Below are 21,133 nucleotides of genomic sequence, written 5' to 3' on the forward strand. Positions count from 1 at the left end.
GTTCGTCCGGCAACCCGGTTTTATAGCATATCCTCGCTGCATTTTCGCCCGATATGTCCTACATGGCGGCCGCATGCCGGCCTACAGGGCCCGTCCACGCCACGGACTAAGATGAATTCAACGCCAACGAATGGAGAACCGCATGTCCATGCAAAGCGAAGGCAAGGACGCCAAAGGGCGACACTACGACCAGGTGACGAAGGACGGCACGAGCAGCGCCGAAACCCTGGGCACGGGCGGCACGGGCGACGACGTCGGCCGCCAGTCCGGCCAGCGCGGTAACCAGCAGCGGGCCCGTACGGATGACCTCTTGAGCAACGACGCGGACCGGGACAGCGAAGGTTATGTCGGCGAGGAAGCGGGCGAATTGCAGACGGGGCTGACGGGCATCGGCAGCCTGAGCACAGGCAATGCGGGCAGCCGGCAGTCGGACGACGACGCGCAGGCCGGAACAGACCGAGACCGCGCGCGTAAGTAGACAGGTAGCGAGCAAGGCCCGGCGCAGGTCCGGGACCGGGGGCGTGCCAGCGATCTGGTGCGCGGCACGGGCGGAGCGCGTCGGGGTGGCGTGTTCCGGCCCGTGCTTTGTCGCGTCAGATGTGCAGCGCGTGCCCCAGCGCCCGCAGCGCCGCTTCCTGCACGGCCTCGCCCAGCGTGGGATGCGCGTGGATCGTGCCCCCGACGTCTTCCAGCTGCGCCCCCATTTCGATCGATTGCACGAACGCGGCCGACAGCTCCGACACGGCACCGCCGACGGCTTGCCAACCCACGATCACGTGATTGTCGCGGCGGGCGACGACGCGCACGAAGCCGTCCGTCGCCTCCAGGGTCATCGCGCGGCCGTTGGCGGAGAACGGGAAGCTCGCCGCAATGCAGTCGACGCCCTGCGTCGCCGTCTCGTGCGGCGTCATCCCGACGACGACCACTTCCGGGTCCGTGAAGCAGACGGCCGGAATCGCGGCCGGCGTGAAGTGACGGCGCTTGCCGGCGATGATCTCCGCGACCATCTCGCCTTGCGCCATCGCGCGGTGCGCGAGCATCGGTTCGCCCGTCAGGTCGCCGATGGCCCACACGTTGCGCATCGACGTGCGGCACTGGTTGTCGATGCGGACGTGGCGGCCGCTCATGTCCAGCAGCAGGCTTTCCAGCCCGTAGCCGTCCGTGTGCGGCCGGCGTCCGACGGCGACGAGCACACGGTCGGCATCCAGCACGGACTCCTCGCCGCCGCCGTTCTTCATGCGCACGCCGCGGCCGTCGTCCGCGAGGCCCATCACGCTGGACTCCAGGTGCACGCCGACGCCGAGGCGCTTCAGGCTCGCCGCCACGGGCTTCGCCAGTTCGTCGTCGTACGCGGGCAGCACGCGTCCCGCCGCTTCCACGACCGTCACCTGCGCGCCCAGCTTGCGGTATGCGATGCCCAGCTCCAGGCCGATGTAGCCGGCGCCCACGACGACGAGGTGCTCCGGCAGCGTGGCCGGTGCCAGCGCCTCTGTCGACGACACGACGTTGCCGCCGAACGGGAGGAATGGCAGTTCGACGGGCCTTGATCCCGTGGCCAGCAGCAGGTGTTCGCAGCGGATGCGCTGGGCATCTTCGCCTGTCTGCACCTCGACCGTCTTGCCGTCCAGGATGCGCGCCCAGCCCCGCACGACGGTCACGCCATTCTTCTTCAACAGCGCGCCGACGCCGCCCGTCAGGCGCTTGACGATGCCGTCCTTCCACGCGACTGTCTGCGTCACGTCGATCGTGGGCGCGCCCGCGCAGATGCCCAGCGGCGACTCGCCCGCGTAGCTCGCGGCCTGGTGGAACGCGTCGGCGGCGTGGATCAGCGCCTTCGACGGAATGCAGCCGATGTTCAGGCATGTGCCGCCCAGTTCCGCGCCTTCGACGAGCACGGTCGGGATGCCCAGCTGGCCCGCGCGGATGGCGGCGACATAGCCGCCCGGGCCGCCGCCGATGACGAGGAGGGTGGTGCTTTCGGTAGTCACGGCCATGGGCTCACTCCACGAACAACGTTGCCGGCGACTCGAGGTAGCCTCGCACCGTCTGGATGAATTCCGCGGCCACCATGCCGTCGATGACGCGGTGGTCGAACGAGGACGACAGGTTCATCAGCTTGCGCGCCACCATGCCGCCGTTGCGGATGACCGGTCGGTCGACGATGCGGTTCACGCCGACGATCGCCACTTCCGGGTGATTGATGACGGGTGTGCTGACGATGCCGCCCAGCGGGCCGAGGCTCGTGATCGTGATCGTCGAGCCGGACAACTCGTCGCGCGCGGCCTTGCCCTGGCGTGCCGCATCGGCCAGCCGGGCGATCTCGGTCGCAGATGCCCACGGGTCGCGCGCTTCCGCGTGGCGCACGACGGGCACCATCAGTCCCGCGTCCGTCTGCGTCGCGATGCCGAGGTGGACGGCCTGGTAGCGCGTGACGATATTCGCCTGGTCGTCATAGCGTGCGTTCACGTCCGGGAATTTGCGCACCGCCAGGACGACGGCGCGCATCAGCAGCGGCAGCAACGTGAGCTTGCCACGTTCCTCGCCGTAGCGCGCGTTCAGCTGGCCGCGCAGCGCTTCCAGCTCCGTCACGTCCACTTCCTCGACGTACGTGAAGTGGGGGATCTGGCGCTTCGCCAATTGCATCTTCTCGGCGATCTTGCGGCGCAGGCCGATCACGGGGACGGCTTCCTCGCCGTCCAGCTCCGCGTAGCGCGTGTCGGCGCCGGCGCCGCGTCCCGTCCGGTGCCCGGCCACGTGGGCGTCGAGATCCGCGTGCGTGATGCGTCCGGCGGGCCCGCTGCCTGCGATGTATTGCAGTTCAATGCCGAGGTCCCACGCGCGCTTGCGCACGGCCGGCGCTGCGAGCGGCTTCTCGCCCGCGGCACGCAGCGCGGGTGCGGGCGCAGGCGCGCGCGCGGGGGCGGACGCTGGGCGCGGCGGCGGCGACGGTGGCGGCGCGGGCGGCGCGACGGCCGGTGCCGCCTGCGCGACACTGGCTGCCGCTTCGGCCACCCGCGCCGGTTCCGGCACGAAGCCGTGCGGCAGATCGGCCGGTTCGTCCGCGGCCGGCGCGGCCTGCTTCGCGGACGACGGCGCATTGCCCGCGCCCTCGACCTCGAGCCGGATCAGCTCCGCGCCCACGGCCAGCGATTCACCGACTTTCCCGCCGAGCGCGACGACGGTGCCGTGCACGGGCGACGGAATCTCCACGGTCGCCTTGTCCGTCATGACGTCGGCCAGGACCTGGTCCTCGACGACGGCGTCGCCCGGCTGCACGCGCCACGCGACGACTTCCACTTCCGCGATGCCTTCGCCCAGGTCCGGCATCTTGATCACATGCGTACCCATCTGGTCAGGCCTCCATCGCTCGCTTGAATGCCGCGCCCACGCGGTCCGGTCCCGGGAAATACGCCCATTCCTGCGCGTGCGGGTACGGGGTGTCCCAGCCCGTCACGCGCTCGATCGGGGCTTCCAGATGGTAGAAGCAATGCTCCTGCACGAGGGCCGCCAGTTCCGCGCCGAAGCCGCTCGTGCGCGTGGCCTCGTGGACGACGACGCAGCGTCCGGTCTTCCGCACGGACGCGACGACCGTCTCCAGGTCGAGCGGCCACAGGGTGCGCAGGTCGATGATCTCGGCATCGATGCCCGTCTCCTGTGCGGCCGCCTCGGACACCCACACCATCGTGCCGTACGTGAGCACCGTGAGGTCGGCCCCTTCGCGGAACACCGCCGCCTTGTCCAGCGGGACCGTGTAATACCCGTCCGGGACTTCGCCCTTCGGATGCTTGGACCACGAGACGACGGGCCGGTCGTGGTGGCCGTCGAACGGGCCGTTGTACAGCCGCTTCGGTTCCAGGAAGATGACGGGGTCGTCGTTCTCGATCGCCGCGATCAGCAGGCCTTTCGCGTCGTACGGGTTCGACGGCATCACGGTGCGCAGCCCGCACACGTGCGTGAAGAACGCTTCCGGGCTCTGGCTGTGCGTCTGCCCGCCGTAGATGCCGCCGCCGCAAGGCATGCGGATCGTCAGCGGCGCCGTGAAGTCGCCGGCGGAGCGATAGCGCAGCCGGGCGGCCTCGGACACGATCTGGTCGGTCGCCGGATAAAAATAGTCGGCAAACTGGATCTCGACGACGGGCCGCAGGCCATATGCCGCCATGCCGACCGCTGTGCCGACGATGCCGCCTTCCGAGATCGGCGCGTCGAAGCAGCGGTGCTTGCCGTACTTCGCCTGCAGGCCGTCCGTGACGCGGAACACGCCGCCGAAATAGCCGACGTCCTGGCCGTAGATGACCACGTTGTCGTCGCGCCCCAGCATGACGTCCATGGCCGACCGCAGGGCCTGGATCATCGTCATCGGGGTCGTTTTCAAATCCTTGTCGATGTCGCGCTTCACGTCACACCCCCAGTTGTTGGCGTTGGCGGCGCAGGTGTTCGGGCATGTCCTTGTAGACGTCCTCGAACATCGACGCGGCACTGGGCACGCGGCCGTCGATCAATGTGCCGTGGCGTTCCGCCTCCTTCTGCGCGGCCACGACTTCCGCTTCCAGTTCCGCCTGCAGCGCATCGTGCTCCGCGTCCGACCACCAGCCCTTGGCGATGAGGTGGCGGCGCAGGCGGCCGATCGGGTCGCCCAGCGGGAAGTACGTCCATTCGTCGGCAGGGCGGTAGCGCGACGGGTCGTCCGACGTCGAGTGCGGGCCCGCGCGGTACGTCACCCACTCGATCAAGGTGGGGCCGAGGTTCGAGCGGGCCCGTTCCGCGGCCCAGCACGACGCGGCATACACGGCGAGGAAGTCGTTGCCGTCCACGCGCAGCGATGCGATGCCCGCGCCGACGCCGCGCGACGCGAAGCTGACGCTCTCGCCGCCGGCGATGGCCTGGAACGTGGAGATCGCCCACTGGTTGTTGACGACGTTCAGGATCACGGGCGCCTGGTACACGTGCGCGAACGTGAGGCCAGTATGAAAATCGCTTTCCGCCGTGGCGCCGTCGCCGATCCAGCCGGACGCGATCTTGGTGTCGCCCTTGATCGCGGACGCCATCGCCCAGCCGACGGCCTGCGGGATCTGCGTGGCCAGGTTGCCGGAGATGGTGAAGAAGCCCTTCGCCTTCTCGGAATACATGACGGGGAGCTGGCGGCCCTTCAGCGGGTCGGCTTCGTTCGACAGCAGTTGGCACACCATGTCGACGAGCGGATACTCGCGCGCCATCAGAAGGCTTTGCTGGCGGTACGTGGGAAAACACATGTCGCCGTCGCGCAGCGCCAGCGCGTGTGCCGTGCCGATGGCTTCCTCGCCCAGGCACGTCATGTAGAACGACAGCTTTTTCTGGCGCTGGGCGATGACCATGCGCGCGTCGAAGATGCGGGTCTTCATCATCGTGCGCAGGCCGAAGCGCAGGGTGTCGCGGTCCAGCCCCGGGTCCCACGGACCGACGGCATTGCCGTCGTCGTCCAGCACGCGGATCATGCCGGCGGCCAGTTCGGCCGTCTCCTGATAGTGGACGTCGACGGGTGGCCGGGGCGTGGACCCGGCCGCATGGATGTCGAGATACGAAAAATCGGTCTTGCAACCCGGGCGGCCGGTAGGCTCCGGGACGTGCAGCGACAGAGGTTGACTCTGGCTCATAAACGCTCCCCCTTGGTAAGGTGTGTGCGGCAGCAACATGATAATTCCGGAAACACGGCGCACGGCAGTTTTCGCGGGGAATTTTCGTGCTGCTCCGCAGCATGCCGACGCGGGATCGCCGCGCGGATGCCCGCCGCATCAGCCCTGCAAGTTAGCACGCGGCGCAGCGAAACGGCGCCGGTCCGCGCAAGTGTGCGCGGCCGCGCGTATCGTGTTCCCGCCTGCCCGCAAACGCGATTAAAATTGCTGACTTCTCAACACAATGGACAGATCGACGCGATGTTGACTCAGGCGGCTCCGGTCAAGGCTTTCGGTGCGGGCGGCGGCTCGCTGGGCGGAATCATCGACGACTACGACTGGAGCGGCACGGGCCTTGGGCCCATCGTCCGCTGGCCCGACGTCGTGCGCACGACCGTGGAACTGATCCTGCGCTCGCCCGTGCCGATCGTCACCTTGTGGGGCGAGGATGGCGTCATGATCTACAACGAGGGCTACGCGGCCATTGCCGGCGGCCGTCATCCACAAGTGCTCGGCACGAAGGTGCGCGAGGGCTGGCCCGAGGTGGCCGACTTCAACGACAACGTGATGAAGGTTGGCCTCGCGGGCGGCACCTTGTCGTACCGCGACAAGGAACTCATCCTGCACCGCAGCGGCCGTCCCGAGCAGGTGTGGTTGAATCTCGATTACTCGCCCATCGTCGATGCCGGCGGGGCCGTCGTGGGCGTCATCGCCATCGTCGTCGAGACGACGGCCAAGGTCCGCGCCGAGCGCTGGCTCAGTGGTGAGCATGGCCGGCTGCAGACGATGTTCGAGCAGGCGCCCGGCTTCATGGCGCAGCTGGCCGGCGCCGATCACGTGATCCGCTCGGCCAACGCCGCCTACCACGCGCTCGCCGCCCACCGCGATCTCGTCGGCAGGCCGCTGCGCGAGGCGCTGCCGGAGACGGTGCCGCAGGGCGTCGTCGCGATCCTCGACCAGGTCTACCTCACGGGCACGGCGTACGCGGCGACGGCCAGCCCCCTGTGGCTCGCTGCGCCCGACGGCACCCGCAAGCTGCACTACATCGACTTCGTCTACCAGCCCGTCAAGCGCGAGGACGGCTCCGTACTGGGCATCTTCGTGCAGGGCAGCGACGTGACGGAGCGCGTCGAGGCGGAACGCGCGCTGCGCGAGAGCGAGGAAAAATTCCGCACGTTCGCCGAGGCCATGCCGAACCAGGTGTGGACGGCCACGAAGGACGGCGGGCGCGACTGGTTCAACGCCCGCGTATATGCGTGCACGGGACGCGACTACGCGGGCCTGGCCGGCATCGGCTGGACGCACGCCGTGCATCCGGACGACCTGCCCGGTGTGCAGCGCCACTGGGCGACGGCCGTGGCGACGGGTGCCCACTACGAGGCGGAATTCCGCCAGCGCGGCGCGGACGGTATCTATCGCTGGCAGCTGACGCGCGCCGTCGCGCTGCGCGGTCCGGACGGCGAGGTCGTGCGCTGGATCGGGACGACCGTCGACATCGAGGACCAGAAGCGCAACGCCGAGCGCCTGGCCGCGCTGAACGCCGACCTGGAATCGCAGGTCGCGCAGCGCACGGCGGAACGGGACCGCATGTGGCGGCTGTCGCGCGACATCATGCTCGTCGCGGGCTTCGACGGTACGGTGCAAGCCGTGAGCCCGTCGTTCGAGTCGCTGCTCGGCTGGTCCGAGCACGACATCGTCGGCAAGAACTTCCTGCAGCTCGTCCACCCCGACGACCAAGCGGCGACGCTCGCACAGATGGCGTCGCTGGGCGAGGGCCACTACGTCTACAAGTTCGAGAACCGTTACCGGCGCAAGGACGGCAGTCATTGCGTGCTGTCGTGGACGGCGGCCCCCGACGCCGCGTTCATCCACGCGATCGGGCGCGACATCACGGCCGACCGTGAACAGGCCGAGCAGATCCGCCGCACGGAACTCGCGCTGCAGCAGTCGCAGAAGATGGAGACGATCGGCAAGCTCACGGGCGGCGTCGCGCACGACTTCAACAACCTGCTGCAGATCATCTCCGGCAACCTGCAGCTGCTGGAGATGGACCCGGGCAGCGGCGAAGCGCCGCGCTGGATCGGCAACGCGCGCCAGGCCGTGGAAAAGGGCGCGAAGCTCGCCAGCTACCTGCTTGCGTTCGGCCGCCGCCAGCCGCTGGAGCCGAAGGTCGTCAAGATCGGCCGCGTCGTGACGGGCATGGAAGACATGCTGCGGCGGGCGCTCGGCGAAGAGATCGAAGTCGAACTCGTGATCTCGGGCGGCCTGTGGAACACCGCTGTCGACGTCGCGCACGTCGAACACGCCGTGCTGAACCTCGCGATCAACGCGCGCGACGCGATGGACGGCGCCGGCAAGCTGACGATCGAGGCGCACAACGCCGTGCTGGACGACCTGTATTGCCGCACCCATGGCGATGTGACGCCGGGCCAGTACGTGATGCTCGCGGTGACGGACACGGGCACCGGCATGACGCCCGACGTGCTGCGCCAGGCGTTCGAGCCATTCTTTTCGACGAAGGACGAGGGCAAGGGCTCGGGCCTGGGCCTGTCGATGGTGTACGGCTTCGTCAAGCAGTCCGGCGGCCACGTCAAGATCTACAGCGAACCGGGGCAGGGCACGACGGTCAAGTTGTACCTGCCGCGCACGACGGCGGCGGAGGAGCCCATGGGGCCGATCGACGCGCAGCAGGCGGCCGTCGGCGGCACGGAGACGATCCTCGTCGCGGAAGACGACGAGGCCGTGCGCACGACCGTCGTCGAGATGCTGACGGCGCTCGGCTACCGCGTGCTGAAAGCGGCCGACGCCGCGAGCGCGCTGGCCGTCGTGGAGTCGGGCGTGCGGATCGACGTGCTGTTCACGGACGTCGTCATGCCCGGCACCCTGCGCAGCCCGGACCTGGCACGCATGGCGCGCGAACGCCTGCCGAACCTCGCGGTGCTGTTCACGTCCGGGTACACGGAAAACGCGATCGTGCATGGCGGCCGGCTCGATCCGGGCGTGGAACTGCTGGGCAAGCCCTACACGCGCGAAAGCCTGGCGCGCCGCATCCGCCAGGTGCTCGCGAACCAGCGCAACCGCGCGCACGCGGACGCCGCGCCGCCGATCGTGCCGGCCGCCGCGCCGGCGCCGGACCGGCTGCGCATCGTGCTGGTGGAAGACGAGGACGAGATCCGCGACGCGACGGCCGCGCTGCTGCGCCACCTGGGCCACGAGGTGCTGGAGGCCGTCGAAGCGGACCAGGCGCTCGCGCTGATTTCGCCGGCATGCGACCTCCTCATCACTGACGTCCAGCTGCCCGGCATGACGGGCGACCTGCTGGCCGCGCAGGCGCGCGTCCAGGCGCCCGGCATCCGGATCGTGTTCGCCACCGGGAAGGGAGAAGTCAACAACTGGCCGGACGCCGTCGTGCTGCGTAAGCCGTACGACCTCGCCGCGCTGACGGCGGCGCTGGCCAGCGCCCGCGCTGCCTGCTGAACGTCAGCCCTGGGCCGCGACCGCGGCCGCCGGCCGGCTTTCGTGGCATGCGCCGACGGCGTCGAGGATGAACGCCGTCGTCACTTCCGGGTTCGTCAGGGGCAGCATGTGGCCGCCCTCGACGAGTTCGAGGCGCGCGCCCGCCACCTTGTCGACGAGGGCCTGGCCGTGCGCCTTCCAGTCGAGGATGCGGTCATCCTTGCCGTACAGGACGCTCACGGGCAGCGCGAGCTCGCCGTAGCGTGTCTCCTGCGTGGGCAGGCAGTCGGGCAGCGCTCGCAGGTCGTCGGACGCGGAAAGGAACGCGCTCGGGCGCAGGGCGAGCAGGCCGCCGCCGCGCGTGGCGAAATCGTGCGGCACCGGCTCCGGCCCGAACACCTGGTCCAGCGTGGCGCGGGTGTTCCTGATCTGCGCCGGCGTGGCGAGCGTCCACGCGACGATGTTGCGCCAGAGCGGCGACAGGATCGTCAGTCCCTCGAACACGGGCGGCACCTTTTCCTGCATATGCGTCAGCGGTGCGATCAGCGCGAGGCCGCGCACGCGCTCCGGATGGCGCAGCGCGAGCGCGAGGGACAGCGCGCCGCCCAGCGAATGGCCGACGACGAATGGCCGGTTGAGGCCCAGCTTGTCGATCAGCGCCGCCAGCATGTCGGCCTGCGTGTGCAGGTCGGCCCGCGTCCCCGGCGCGCGCGTGGAATGGCCGGAGCCGGCGCGGTCGACGGCGATCACGCGGTAACGGCCGGACAGACGGCCCGTCACGCCGAACGTGTAGTGGTCCAGCTGGCCGGCGAGGCCGTGCACGAGCAGGAGGGCCGGCGCATCGGGGTCGCCGCCGGCGAGCTCGCGCACGTGCAGGCGCGCGCCGGGCACGTCGACGAAGCGGCCCGTCGGCGGCAGCAGCGCTTCGACCTTGCGCGCCATGTAGACAGTGAACAGGTACGACAGGAGCACGAGCAGGGCCAGGGCGGCCAGCAGGGAGAGGACGAGTGTCATCGCTTGATCGCTTTCTTGAGGAGGTTCCAGTAACCGGTGGGGGCCAGGCGTTCCAGCAGCGCGGCCGCTTTGGCGTCGCCGCCGACGAGGATGCGGGGCGCGCGCCGCTCGATGCCGCGCACGATGATCTCGCCCGCCTGTGCCGGCGGCATGCGCAGCATCTTTTGCGTGGTCCTGCGCCGCTGTTCGACCTGCTCGGCCGTTGCGCCGACGGGGGCGCGCGCGCTCTGCGCGATCTTCGTCGCCACGCCGCCCGGATGCACGACGGAGACGCCGACGGTCGTCCCCGCCAGCTCGTGGCGCAGCACGTTGGAAAAGCCGCGCACGGCGAACTTGCTGGCGGCGTACGCCGCCTGGCCCGGCGGGGCGATGATGCCGTAGATGCTCGACACGTTGACGATGCGCGCGTCGTCGCTCGCGTGCAGCAGCGGCAGGAAGGCGCGCGTCATGCGCACGACGGCGCCGAAGTTGACGTCCATGAGCCAGTCGAAATCCGTTTCCCCGACCTGTTCGAACGTGCCGCCCAGCGCGACGCCGGCGTTGTTCATGAGTAGGTCGACCTTGCCGTGCACGGCGCGCACGACGGCCGGGAAACCGGCGACGGCGGCCCTGTCCGTCACGTCCAGCACGTGGTGCGTGGCGTGGGCGCCCAGTGCGGCTGCTTCGTGCGCCGTGGCGGCGACGCCGTCACCGTCGACGTCCGCGAGGGCGAGCCGGGCGCCGCGGCGGGCCATGGCGAGGGCGGTGGCGCGGCCGATGCCGCTGCCGGCGCCGGTGATGACGGCGACGCGGTTATTGAGCTTCATGGCATGGTTCCCTTGCGGCCGAGGCGGATGGTGAGCATGTCGCGCAGGTAGTTCTGGTAGACCTGCCACGGCCGGCGCGCCCCTTGCTGCGGCAGCTCGTCGCGGGCGCGCTGCACGTAGCCGGACGTGAAGCCGAGGAACGGGGCGGGCTGCACGTCCGGGTCGCGGTGCGCGACGACGATGTCGACGCGCTTGCGCGCCATGTGGCGCAGTAGGCGCACGACCCAGGCCGCCGTCAGGTCGGCCTTCAACGTCCACGACGCATTCGTGTACCCGAACGTCATCACGCAATTCGGCAGGCCGGACAGCATCATGCCCTTGTACGACATCGCGTCGTTCGCGTGGAACGGCTGGCCGTCCACCGTGATCGCGACACCGCCCATCAGCTTGACCTTCAGACCCGTGGCCAGCACGACGATGTCGGCAGGGAGCGTCTGCCCCGATTCCAGCAGCAGGCCTTCCGGCACGTAGCGGGCAATGCGGTCCGTGGCGACGCTCGCATGGCCCGTGCGGATGGCGCGGAACAGGTCGCCGTCCGGCACGATGCACACGCGCTGGTCCCACGGCTTGTAGTCCGGCGTGAAATGGGTGTCGGCGTCATAGCCTTGGGGCAGCTGGTGGCGCGCCATCTCGATGATCTTGCGCTTCGCCATATCGGGCTTGGTGCGTGCCACGCGGTACAGCAGCATGCTTTCGACGATCACACGCCAGCGCGTCAGCGCGTACGCGGCGCGCGCGGGCAGCCAGCGGCGCAAGCGCCGCGCAAAACCGTATTCTGACGGCCGGCTCACGACATAGCTGGGGGAGCGCTTCAGCATTGTGACGTGGGCGGCGTCCTGCGCCATCGCGGGCACGAGCGTGACCGCGGTCGCGCCGCTCCCGACGACGACGACGCGCCGCCCGGCGTAATCGAGGTCGGCGGGCCAGAACTGCGGCTGCACGATGCGGCCAGTGAACGTCTCCTCGCCGTCGAAGCGGGGCCGGTACGCTTCGTCGTAGCTGTAGTAGCCGCTGCACATGTAGAGGAAGCGGGTGCGCAGCGGTACGCGCCGTCCCCCGTGCTCCGCTTCCACGTGCCAGCAGGCGGCGCCGCTGTCCCAGTGCGCGGCGACGACGCGGTGGCCGTAGCGGATGTGGCGGTCGATGCCGGCGTCCCGCGCGGTCTGCGCGATGTAGCGGCGGATCGAAGGACCGTCCGCGATCGCGCGGCCGTCGAGCCACGGACGGAAGCCGTAGCCGAGTGTGTACATGTCGGAATCGGAACGCACGCCGGGGTAGCGGAACAGGTCCCACGTGCCGCCCATGGCCGCGCGCGCTTCCAGGATCGCATAGGTTTTGCCGGGGCAGCCCCGCTGCAGATGCCAGGCTGCGCCGATGCCGGACAGGCCCGCGCCGACGATCAGCACGTCGACATATGCGCCGGCCGGGGGCGTGCCGGCGGCCGTGCTGGCTTCCTGGTCGGCGTGTTGGGTGTCTGGCATCGTGTCTCGTGTCGTTTTGTTTTTATCTTGACACTTAATATTGTCACATTTTTGCCCGCAATATTCTGTGAGAAAATAGAAGGATGCCTCCAGAATCTTTACAAACCGCCCGGCCGTATCGCGGCGTCCCGCAGGACGAACGGCGCGCCCAGCGGCGTTCGCAATTGATCGGCGCCGCCGTCGCCGTGTATGGCGAGCGCGGCTACCGCCATTCGACTGTCAAGTCCGTCTGCGAAGCGGCCGGACTCACCGAGCGGTATTTTTACGAATCGTTCGCGAACAGCGAGGAGTTGTTGATCGCGTCGTTCAACGCCGTTACGTACAGCGTGCTGGGCGAAATCACGGAAGCGGCGCGCCAGGCCGGCCGCAGCCGCGTCATGCGCGCGCGCGCGATGCTGCACACGTATTTCGCGGCGCTGCAGCGCGAACCCCGCTCGGCGCGGGTGTTCCTCGTCGAGATCCGCGGCGTCAGCCGGGAAGTGGACAAGGCGTTCGATGCCGCGCTGCGCGCCATCGGCGAACAGGTGGGCCGCTTCGTCGTGCCGCCCGGCGTGCCGGCCGATCCGTTGCTGGAAGCGGGCATCGTCGGCGGCGTGATCCACATCGCGCTGCGCTGGATCGAGGATGGCTACACGCCCGGCATCGACGTCGTCACCGACAGCGCACTGCGCCTCGGCATGGTGCTGGGAAGGCCGCCGTTGCGGCGCACGAAAGCCGCCTGACCGTCACCCGATCTTCGGCCAGTCCAGTTCCACCCACGTCGGGGCGTGGTCGCTGGGTTTCGGACGCCCGCGCACGTCGCGGTCGACGCCGGCCGCCGTCAAGCTCGGCGCCAGCGCGGGACTGAGCAGCAGGTGGTCGATGCGCAGGCCCGCGTTGCGGCCGTACGCGTCACGGAAATAATCCCAGAACGTGTAGATCACCTCGTCCGGGTGCATCGTGCGCAGCGCATCCGTCCAGCCCTGGTCGAGCAAGCGGCGGTACGCCGCGCGCGTCTCGGGCCGGAACAGCGCGTCGTCGAGCCAGCGCTCCGGTTTGTAGACGTCCAGCTCCGTCGGCATCACGTTGTAGTCGCCCGCGATGACGACGGGCGCACCCGAGTCGATCAGCTCCTGCGCCCGGACCTGCAGCCGGTCGAACCAGCGCAGCTTGTAATCGAATTTCGGCCCCGGTGCCGGATTCCCGTTCGGCAGGTACAGGCACGCGACGAGGATGCCGTTCACGGCCGCTTCGATGTAGCGGCTCTGCTCGTCGTCCGGGTCACCGGGCAGGCCGCGCTGCAATTCCTGCGGTTCCACCCCACGCGCGAGGATCGCGACGCCGTTCCAGCTTTTCTGCCCGTGCCAGATGGGGCAATAGCCGGCCGCGCGGATCTCCATTTCCGGGAATTTTTCCTGCGGCGCCTTCAGCTCCTGCAGGCAGGCGACGTCGGGCTGCGTCTCTTCCAGCCATTGCAGCAGGGCGGGGAGGCGGCTGCCGATCCCGTTGACGTTGAAGGTGGCGATGCGCATGGGGTCTCTCGTGGGTTGTCGTTGCCGCTATTCTGACCCGAGAATGGGCAGGCCGCCGCACGGCGCGTCGAAGTAGTCAAACTACGCGATATTTTACAGGATCTTTCCTTGCGTAGCGCTACGATGTAACTTTTCTACGTTAACAGGTTAGAATTCCAGCTTCCAACAACGACAACGACGGGAGACTATGAACCCCATCCCCCACGCCGCGCTCGCCCTGTGCCTGCTCGCCAGCCTGCCCGCGTCCGCCCAGACCAATGCCCGCACGTTCCTCGGCTACCGCAACGACAACGGCACCTTGGACATCGCCGCCAGCGACGGCCGCTACCTGATCCGGCCGTATGACGCCAACATCGTCGAGACGACGTTCGTGCCGCGCGGCGAGTCTTTCGACCCTGTCTCGCATGCCGTCGTGCTGGCGCCCGGCCAGGCCAAGGCGACGATCACGGAGGCGGACGGCCGCATCCAGCTCGTCACCGACGGGATCGCGGTGACGGTCGTGAAGTCGCCGCTGCGCATCAGCTATGCTTACAAGGGCCGGCCGCTCGTCGCGGAGAAAGGTGGTTACGGCCACGCGGGTGACCTCGAGACCATCGAGTTCGCGCTGGAGGGCGACGAAGCGCTCTACGGGGCCGGCTCGCGCGCCGTCGGCATGGACCGCCGCGGCCACCGCTTCCGCCTGTACAACAAGGCGTCCTACGGCTTCGGCAACCACGCGGAGCAGATGGGGTATGGCATTCCGATGGCGCTGTCGTCGCACAAGTACGCGCTGCACTTCGATAATCCGCAGGCCGGCTGGCTCGATTTCGACAGCCGCACGGACGGCACCCTGCGCTACGAAGTGATGGGCGGCCGCAAGACGTACCAGGTGATCGCGGGCGACGACTGGGCGCAGGTGATGGACGAGACGACCCGGCTGACGGGCCGCCAGCCCCTGCCGCCGCGCTGGGCGTTCGGCAATTTCGCCAGCCGTTTCGGCTATCACACCGAGGGCGAGGCGCGTGCCGTCGTCGACAAGTTCATCGCGGACGGCATCCCGCTGGACGCGATCGTGTTCGACCTGTACTGGTTCGGCAAGACCGTCAAGGGCACGATGGGCAATCTCGCATGGGACCGCGACAGCTTCCCGCACGCGGAAGCGATGATGGCCGACTTCAAGAAGAAGGGCGTCAACACCATCGTCATCACGGAACCGTTCGTGCTGACGACGTCGAAGCGCTGGCAGGAAGCCGTGCAGCAGGGTGTCCTTGCCACGGACGCCGCTGGCAAGCCGTTCACGTTCGACTTCTTCTTCGGGAACACGGGCCTCGTCGACGTCTTCAAGCCGCAGGCGCGCGACTGGTTCTGGCACATTTACAAGGACCTCAAGGCGGGCGGCGTCGCGGGCTGGTGGGGCGACCTCGGCGAACCGGAGATGCACCCGGCGGCCGCGCACCATGCGACGGGCACCGCGGACCAGGTCCACAATATCTACGGCCACGAGTGGGCGCACCTGATCGCCGACGGCTATGCGCGCGACTACCCGCAGGAACGCCCGTTCATCCTGATGCGGTCGGGCTATTCGGGGTCGCAGCGCTTCGGCATGATTCCGTGGTCCGGCGACGTGCACCGCGGATGGGACGGCTTGCAGTCGCAGATGGAGATCGCCCTGCAGATGGGCATGCAGGGCCAGGCGTACATGCATTCCGATCTCGGTGGTTTCGCAGGCCCCGTGCTGGACGACGAGTTGTACGTGCGCTGGCTGCAGTACGGCGTGTTCCAGCCGATCTTCCGCCCGCACGCGCAGGAAGAGGTGCCGGCGGAAGCCGTGTTCCGCACGCCGGCCGTGAAGGCGCTGGCGCGCACGGCGATCCGTCTCCGCTACGCCATGCTGCCTTATAACTACACGGCCGCGTTCGACGACAGCGTCACCGGCATGCCGATGATGCGGCCCGTGCTGTTCGACGATCCGGACAACGAGATGATGTCCACGAAGGACGTCGCGTCGACGTATCTGTGGGGCCCGGACTTCCTCGTCGCCCCGGTCACGGAGCCGGGCGCGGCGCGCAAGGAGGTCGTGTTCCCCCGCAAGGGCAGCGTGTGGTTCGATTTCTACACGGACGAGCCGCACCGCGGCGGCATTATCGAAGTCGTCGCCACGCGCCCGGACCGCATCCCCACGTTCGTGCGCGCCGGCGCGTTCGTTCCGCTCGCACAGCCCGTGCAGAGCACACGCGATTACTCCACCGCGAAGCTGGACCTGCACTACTGGCACGATGCCGGCGTCGCGAGCGCCCAGGGGCACCTGTACGACGACGATGGCCACACGGCGCACGCGTACGAGTCCGGCAATTACGAGCTGGTGCGCTTCGCGAGCCGCTGGGCCGACGGCCATTTGACGGTCACGATCACGCCCGAGGCCGGCGCCGCTGCGACGCCGACGGCCCGCACGTTCGACCTCAAGGTGCACAACGTGGGCGCGCGTCCACGCGCCGTGCGCGCGGGCGGCAAGGCCGTCGCGTTTCGCTGGGACGCGGCGCGGCGCGTGCTCGACGTGCCGCTGCCGGCCGTGCGGTCGGCGCAGCTGGACGTTGACGTGGTCTTGTGACAGGGTCATGGATCGTACGCCGCGGCAACGGCGCACGATCCGTGGCGGCAGGCGCGCTCCGCACTTGTACCGGATTCGGTACACTGCCCATCCGGGATACCGGAACGCAGACTGCGCCATGAAGATCCAATTGTTGCAAGACCTCCAGGAAAGCGGCTCGACGCCGCCGCCCGCCGACCAAGCGGTGCCGGCAACCGGCCAGCCGCGCCGCAAGCCCATCGTGCTGGCGGACGAGACGCGTACGCCATCCACCGTGCCTCCACAGCCGCCTGCGCTGTCGGCGGACGACGCGCGTGCGCCATCCTCCATCCAGCCGCCCCAGCCGCCTGCGCCGCCGGAGGACGGCGCGCGGGCGCCATCCTCCATTCAGCCGCCCCAGCCGCCTGTGCGGTCGGCGGGCGACGCGCGGGCGCCGTCCATCCAGTCGCCCGAGCCGCCCGCGCGGTCGGCGGACGGCGCGCGTACGCTACCCGATCTGCCGCACAGGCCCGCCGTCTGGCACGGCCCAGCGGCCCAGCGAGTCGACGCGGGCACGCCTGGTCAACGCCTCGCGCCGCGTGCCGCGCGGCGTGCGCCCGACATCGCGGCGCGCGGGGTGGGCGTCGCCATCGAAGCGTGGGCCGAGCGGGCCGCGCAGGCCGGCGCAGCCGATTCCCGGCCGGCGCCGGCGCTGCAGCCGGGCGGGACGCCAGCACCGGAGCGGCCGACCATGGACGTCGCCGCGTTTTTCGGCCGGCATGAACGGCCGGGCGTCGTGCGCCCGACGGGGCAGGAATCCGCGGCGTCGCCACCGCCCCCTGCGGCCGCGTCCGGTGACTCGGCACTGGGACAGCAAGTCGCGCCGGTACCTGGCGCAGCGCCCTTAGTCGGCACGCACGACGCACCGGCCGGCGCTGCCGCGGTCCCGCGTCGTCCGCACCTGAACGACGTGCCGCCCCTCGGCGCCGATCCGGACCATACGACGTTATTGCGTACCGAGGTGCCCGGCATTGCGGTCGGCGAACCCGCACCAGCCCCGCAGCGGAACGCGCCGCCACCTCCAGCGGCGGCCGTGCCCGGCATCCCGGCGCAGGAACATGCCGCGAATCCGCCGCCCGCGTTCGCGCGCGCGTCCGTGCCCGAGGCGCGCACGGAACCGGCGTTGGAGAAAAACGCGGCGCCGTTCCCGGCCGCGGCGGCGCTGCCTGTGTCTCCTTGGCGCAGGTTGTGGAAGCGCCGCGTCGTCGCGTGGAGCGCTGCCGGCGCACTTGCGGCGGTCGTGGGCGGTGGCGCCGGGTGGCTGTATGCGGGCAGTCACACCGAGGGCGTGCCCGTCGCCGCGGACACGGCGCCGTCCGCAGCCACGCGCGGTGCGCAGGCCTATGCTGCCCGCGAGCCGGCCCCCACGGTCAAGGCGCCGCCCGCGCTCCCTGCGCCCGAACCGTCCCCGCCATCGGCCGCACCCGTCGAGGCCGTGAAGCCGCCGCCTCCGGCCGAACCGGTGGTCCGGCCCGCGCCGCCAGCCCCCGCACCGGACGTGGCCGCGGCCGCGTCGCGCTCCGTGGCGACGGTCGACCTCGACCCGCCCAGGCATGCCGCCCACCGCACGACCGCTGCCCGCAAGCGCGCCGCAGCGAAGATACGGCGCGCGCCCGTGGCGGAAACGCCGCCCGTCGTGACGGAGCCGTCCCCCCGCGAGCGCCGCGAGGAAACCCTGATGCAATGCCGAGCGCACGGCTACGACGAACGGCAGTGCATCCGGCGCGGCTGCGCGATGACGCGCTATGGCTTCGCGTGCCGCGGCTAGGCGCGTGCCGGCTGTGGATCAGTGGTGGCCGTGCTGGTTTCGTACTCGTCCGCGTCCGCCCTGGTCGCGTGCACGGTGCCGTCGAGATGCTCGGGCGGGGAGTACAGCGTGCACAGGCGCATCGGTTCGCTGTCGGACGTGTTGAGCACGTTGTGTTCCGTGCCGTCCAGGATGGCGCCCCCGCGCCCCGCTTCGACGCGGATGACCTGGTCGTGGCCTTCGTGCTTCCCGAGGCCGATTTCCTCGCCGGGCTGCAGGGTCACGATGACGAACTGGCTGCGCGGTGTCGCGTGGCTCTCCCAAACGGTCGTTGACGCGACCCGGCGACGGCCGGACGCCCGGATTGTAGCGAACGCGTCCCGTTCCCGCCCCGGCAAGTGATAAAGGGCATGCAACATTGTCTACTAGGATATAAACGTTTCAACCTGAGCATTAAAATTTCCGCGAATGTTATACTGAGATTGTGAACGTTTGACCTTTATGCCGCCATGACTTCCGATTTCAACACGCAGCGCCGCATGCAATTGCTGATCGAGCGCGTCGCCGACTATGCGATCTACATGCTCAATCCGGACGGCACGGTCGCGAGCTGGAACGCGGGCGCACGCCGCTTCAAGGGCTATACGGAAGCGGAGATCCTCGGCGAGCATTTCTCGCGTTTCTATACGCCGGCCGACCGCGCGGCCGGCCTGCCGGAGCGGGCGCTTGCCACGGCCCTGGATAAGGGCCGCTTCGAGGCGGAAGGCTGGCGCGTGCGCAAGGACGGCAGCCATTTCTGGGCGTCCGTCGTCATCGATCCCATCCTCGACGACGATGGCCAGCTGCTCGGCTTCGCCAAGATCACGCGCGACATCAGCGACAAGAAACTGGCGCGCGAAGCGCTGCGCCGCAGCGAAGAACAGTTCCGGCTGCTCGTCGACAGCGTGATCGACTACGCGATCTTCGTGCTGTCGCCGGAAGGCCTCGTCACGACGTGGAACGCGGGCGCACGCAATATCAAGGGCTATACGGCGGACGAGGTGATCGGCACGCATTTCAGCCGCTTCTATGCGGACGAAGACCGGCGCGCCGGCCTGCCGGAACACGTCCTCGCGACGGCGCGCGAGCATGGCCGCTTCCACGGCGAAGGCGTCCGCGTGCGCAAGGACGGCTCGCGGTTCCGGGCGGACGTCGTCGTCGATGCGATCCGCGATGCCGAGGGCCGTCTCGTCGGCTTCGCGAAGATCACGCGCGACGTCACGCAGCGGGTGCAACTGGAAGAAGCCCGGCATGCGCTGCAGCATGCGCAGCGCCTGGAAGCCGTCGGCAAGCTGACGGGCGGCGTCGCGCACGACTTCAACAACATCCTGCAGGTGATCGGCGGCTGCCTGCAATTGCTGGGCGGCGCCGTCGCTGGCCAGCCGTCCGGCCAGCGGCATCTGCAGATGGCGCTGGGTGCCGTCGACCGCGGCGCCAAGCTGTCATCGCAGCTGCTCGCGTTCGCGCGCCGCCAGCCGCTGCAGCCATATGTGCTGAATCCGGGGCGCATCGTGCGCAACATGGAAGAGCTCGTGCGGCGCGCCGTCGGCGAGCACGTCGAGGTCGAGACGGTGGCGTCGGCGTCGCTGTGGAACACGATGCTCGATCCGCACCAGCTGGAAAACGTCGTGCTGAACCTCGCCATCAACGCGCGCGACGCGATGCCGGGCGGCGGCAAGCTGACGATCGAACTGTCGAACACGATGCTGGATGACACCTACGTGAGCGCCGCGCACGAAGTCCCGTCCGGGCAGTATGTGCTGCTCGCAATTTCCGACACGGGCACCGGCATGACGCCAGACGTGCGCGAGCGCGCGATCGAGCCGTTCTTCACGACGAAGGGCGAGGGGCAGGGCACGGGCCTCGGCTTGTCGATGGCGTTCGGCTTCGTCAAGCAGAGCGGCGGCCACTTCCGCATCTACAGCGAAGTGGGACACGGCACGACGATCAAGGCCTACTTCCCGCGCGCGCTGGAGGCGGAACAGACATTGCCGGAACCCGTCGCGAGCGAGGTGCGGGGCGGCACCGAGACGATCCTCGTCGTCGAGGACGATCCGAACGTCCAGGCGACCGTCGTCGGCATGCTGACGGAACTGGGCTACCACGTGCTGCGCGCCGACGATGCCGACGTGGCACTGGCGGTGCTGAAGGCCGGCGTGTGTTGCGACCTGCTGTTCACGGACGTCGTCATGCCGGGCAAGCTGAAAAGCACGGAGATGGTGCGCCAGGCCAAGGCGCTGCTGCCGGACCTGAAGGTGCTGTACACGTCCGGCTACACGCAGAACGCCATCATCCATGGCGGCCGGCTCGACCCCGGCGTGGAGCTGCTGTCGAAGCCTTACCGCCGGGAGAAGCTCGCCAGCAAGGTGCGCCACTTGCTCGGTACGCCGGACGCGGCGGCGGCCGCGCAGGTTCGGTCCAACCCGGCCCCGCGCGCGCCGGCGGCCCTGCTGCGGGTGCTGCTCGTGGAAGACGATGCGCAAGCGCGCGAACTGTATCGCGACATCCTGCTGTCGGCCGGCATTCAGGCGGACGAAGCGGCGACGGCCGGCGCAGCGCTCGAGCTGCTGGCGCGCGACCGGTATGACGCCGCCGTCGTCGACTACAGCCTGCCCGACCTGGACGGCTTGACGCTGGCCCGGCGCATCGTCGCCGCCTATCCCGGCGTGGCGCTCGTGTTCGCGTCAGGCTACGGCAGCCTGGTGGCGGGCGTGTCCGACGTCACGGCGCGCGTGCTGACGAAGCCGTTCACCGACCTGCAACTGAAGCAGGCGCTGCTCGCGGCCGTGGCCGATCGCACGGCGACCGCCCAGCGCGCGTGACGCG

The 21,133-nt window shown here is 69.3% G+C and carries 15 protein-coding genes; 6 read left to right on the forward strand and 9 right to left on the reverse strand.

The annotated features are described in order from the left end of the window. Nucleotides 1-142: 142 nt before the first annotated feature. Nucleotides 143-478 carry a hypothetical protein gene (locus NX784_RS00890; RefSeq protein ID WP_258814791.1) on the forward strand — a complete coding sequence of 112 codons (336 nt, stop codon included), beginning with the start codon at nucleotides 143-145 and terminating at the stop codon, nucleotides 476-478. A 115-nt stretch (nucleotides 479-593) separates the two neighbouring features. Here the strand turns inward: NX784_RS00890 and lpdA are convergent, their stop codons facing one another. From lpdA to NX784_RS00910, 4 genes are read right to left on the reverse strand one after another with little or no spacing between them, the layout of a single operon-like run. Beyond that, nucleotides 594-1,994, reverse strand: coding sequence for a dihydrolipoyl dehydrogenase (lpdA, locus tag NX784_RS00895; protein WP_258814792.1), 1,401 nt, complete (start codon nucleotides 1,992-1,994; stop codon nucleotides 594-596). Nucleotides 1,995-1,998: 4 nt separating this feature from the next. After that, complete coding sequence (locus NX784_RS00900) at nucleotides 1,999-3,348, reverse strand: dihydrolipoamide acetyltransferase family protein (protein WP_258814793.1); 1,350 nt, start codon at nucleotides 3,346-3,348, stop codon at nucleotides 1,999-2,001. Nucleotides 3,349-3,352: 4 nt separating this feature from the next. Then, nucleotides 3,353-4,357 carry an alpha-ketoacid dehydrogenase subunit beta gene (locus NX784_RS00905; protein ID WP_258815068.1) on the reverse strand — a complete coding sequence of 335 codons (1,005 nt, stop codon included), beginning with the start codon at nucleotides 4,355-4,357 and terminating at the stop codon, nucleotides 3,353-3,355. A 40-nt stretch (nucleotides 4,358-4,397) separates the two neighbouring features. Continuing rightward, entirely contained in the window at nucleotides 4,398-5,630 is a 1,233-nt protein-coding gene (locus NX784_RS00910) for a 3-methyl-2-oxobutanoate dehydrogenase (2-methylpropanoyl-transferring) subunit alpha (protein WP_258814794.1), read from the reverse strand. Nucleotides 5,631-5,909: 279 nt separating this feature from the next. On the opposite strand from NX784_RS00910, the gene NX784_RS00915 reads away from it, so the two are divergent. Further along, nucleotides 5,910-9,125: a PAS domain S-box protein gene (locus NX784_RS00915; RefSeq protein ID WP_258814795.1), complete on the forward strand. Its 3,216-nt coding sequence runs from the start codon at nucleotides 5,910-5,912 to the stop codon at nucleotides 9,123-9,125. A gap of 3 nt (nucleotides 9,126-9,128) precedes the next feature. On the opposite strand, the gene NX784_RS00920 is transcribed toward NX784_RS00915, so the two are convergent. The 3 genes from NX784_RS00920 to NX784_RS00930 are packed head-to-tail and all read right to left on the reverse strand — an operon-like array spanning nucleotide 9,129 to nucleotide 12,405. After that, the gene (locus NX784_RS00920; RefSeq protein ID WP_258814796.1) at nucleotides 9,129-10,118 is read right to left on the reverse strand and encodes an alpha/beta fold hydrolase; all 990 of its coding nucleotides are present in this window, start codon (nucleotides 10,116-10,118) and stop codon (nucleotides 9,129-9,131) included. Beyond that, nucleotides 10,115-10,924, reverse strand: coding sequence for an SDR family NAD(P)-dependent oxidoreductase (locus NX784_RS00925; RefSeq protein WP_258814797.1), 810 nt, complete (start codon nucleotides 10,922-10,924; stop codon nucleotides 10,115-10,117). The genes NX784_RS00920 and NX784_RS00925 overlap by 4 nt, the downstream gene beginning before the upstream one ends. Further along, a complete protein-coding gene (locus tag NX784_RS00930) occupies nucleotides 10,921-12,405 on the reverse strand; it encodes a flavin-containing monooxygenase (RefSeq protein ID WP_258814798.1) in 1,485 nt (494 codons plus the stop codon). Before NX784_RS00930 ends, NX784_RS00925 begins: the two co-directional genes overlap by 4 nt. An 83-nt stretch (nucleotides 12,406-12,488) precedes the next feature. Here NX784_RS00930 and NX784_RS00935 point away from each other — a divergent pair, with 83 nt between their 5' ends. After that, the gene (locus NX784_RS00935) at nucleotides 12,489-13,127 is read left to right on the forward strand and encodes a TetR/AcrR family transcriptional regulator (RefSeq protein WP_258814799.1); all 639 of its coding nucleotides are present in this window, start codon (nucleotides 12,489-12,491) and stop codon (nucleotides 13,125-13,127) included. 3 nt (nucleotides 13,128-13,130) lie between these two features. Here the strand turns inward: NX784_RS00935 and xth are convergent, their stop codons facing one another. Next, on the reverse strand, nucleotides 13,131-13,916 hold the full coding sequence (gene xth, locus NX784_RS00940) for an exodeoxyribonuclease III (RefSeq protein WP_258814800.1): 786 nt from the start codon (nucleotides 13,914-13,916) through the stop codon (nucleotides 13,131-13,133). Between the two features lie 187 nt (nucleotides 13,917-14,103). Between xth and NX784_RS00945 the strand changes: the two genes are divergently transcribed. Both NX784_RS00945 and NX784_RS00950 read left to right on the forward strand, forming a co-directional pair. Further along, entirely contained in the window at nucleotides 14,104-16,503 is a 2,400-nt protein-coding gene (locus NX784_RS00945; RefSeq protein ID WP_258814801.1) for a glycoside hydrolase family 31 protein, read from the forward strand. A 118-nt stretch (nucleotides 16,504-16,621) separates the two neighbouring features. After that, nucleotides 16,622-18,289 carry a hypothetical protein gene (locus NX784_RS00950; protein WP_258814802.1) on the forward strand — a complete coding sequence of 556 codons (1,668 nt, stop codon included), beginning with the start codon at nucleotides 16,622-16,624 and terminating at the stop codon, nucleotides 18,287-18,289. Here the strand turns inward: NX784_RS00950 and NX784_RS00955 are convergent. Then, on the reverse strand, nucleotides 18,286-18,552 hold the full coding sequence (locus NX784_RS00955) for a cupin domain-containing protein (protein WP_258814803.1): 267 nt from the start codon (nucleotides 18,550-18,552) through the stop codon (nucleotides 18,286-18,288). The genes NX784_RS00950 and NX784_RS00955 overlap by 4 nt on opposite strands. Before the next feature lie 225 nt (nucleotides 18,553-18,777). Here NX784_RS00955 and NX784_RS00960 point away from each other — a divergent pair, with 225 nt between their 5' ends. After that, nucleotides 18,778-21,129 carry a hybrid sensor histidine kinase/response regulator gene (locus NX784_RS00960; protein ID WP_258814804.1) on the forward strand — a complete coding sequence of 784 codons (2,352 nt, stop codon included), beginning with the start codon at nucleotides 18,778-18,780 and terminating at the stop codon, nucleotides 21,127-21,129. Nucleotides 21,130-21,133: the final 4 nt, after the last annotated feature.

It is taken from the genome of Massilia pinisoli (genome assembly GCF_024753285.1).
Taxonomy (GTDB): domain Bacteria; phylum Pseudomonadota; class Gammaproteobacteria; order Burkholderiales; family Burkholderiaceae_D; genus Telluria; species Telluria pinisoli.

Excerpts from the sequence above, each read along its gene's own strand:
- NX784_RS00920 (WP_258814796.1), bottom strand. The coding sequence starts at position 10,118 with ATGACACTCGTCCTCTCCCTGCTGGCCGCCCTGGCCCTGCTCGTGCTC.
- NX784_RS00915 (WP_258814795.1), top strand. The coding sequence starts at position 5,910 with ATGTTGACTCAGGCGGCTCCGGTCAAGGCTTTCGGTGCGGGCGGCGGC.
- lpdA (WP_258814792.1), bottom strand. The coding sequence starts at position 1,994 with ATGGCCGTGACTACCGAAAGCACCACCCTCCTCGTCATCGGCGGCGGC.
- NX784_RS00930 (WP_258814798.1), bottom strand. The coding sequence starts at position 12,405 with ATGCCAGACACCCAACACGCCGACCAGGAAGCCAGCACGGCCGCCGGC.
- NX784_RS00900 (WP_258814793.1), bottom strand. The coding sequence starts at position 3,348 with ATGGGTACGCATGTGATCAAGATGCCGGACCTGGGCGAAGGCATCGCG.
- NX784_RS00905 (WP_258815068.1), bottom strand. The coding sequence starts at position 4,357 with ATGACGATGATCCAGGCCCTGCGGTCGGCCATGGACGTCATGCTGGGG.
- NX784_RS00925 (WP_258814797.1), bottom strand. The coding sequence starts at position 10,924 with ATGAAGCTCAATAACCGCGTCGCCGTCATCACCGGCGCCGGCAGCGGC.
- NX784_RS00935 (WP_258814799.1), top strand. The coding sequence starts at position 12,489 with ATGCCTCCAGAATCTTTACAAACCGCCCGGCCGTATCGCGGCGTCCCG.
- NX784_RS00890 (WP_258814791.1), top strand. The coding sequence starts at position 143 with ATGTCCATGCAAAGCGAAGGCAAGGACGCCAAAGGGCGACACTACGAC.
- NX784_RS00950 (WP_258814802.1), top strand. The coding sequence starts at position 16,622 with ATGAAGATCCAATTGTTGCAAGACCTCCAGGAAAGCGGCTCGACGCCG.
- NX784_RS00945 (WP_258814801.1), top strand. The coding sequence starts at position 14,104 with ATGAACCCCATCCCCCACGCCGCGCTCGCCCTGTGCCTGCTCGCCAGC.
- NX784_RS00910 (WP_258814794.1), bottom strand. The coding sequence starts at position 5,630 with ATGAGCCAGAGTCAACCTCTGTCGCTGCACGTCCCGGAGCCTACCGGC.
- xth (WP_258814800.1), bottom strand. The coding sequence starts at position 13,916 with ATGCGCATCGCCACCTTCAACGTCAACGGGATCGGCAGCCGCCTCCCC.
- NX784_RS00960 (WP_258814804.1), top strand. The coding sequence starts at position 18,778 with ATGACTTCCGATTTCAACACGCAGCGCCGCATGCAATTGCTGATCGAG.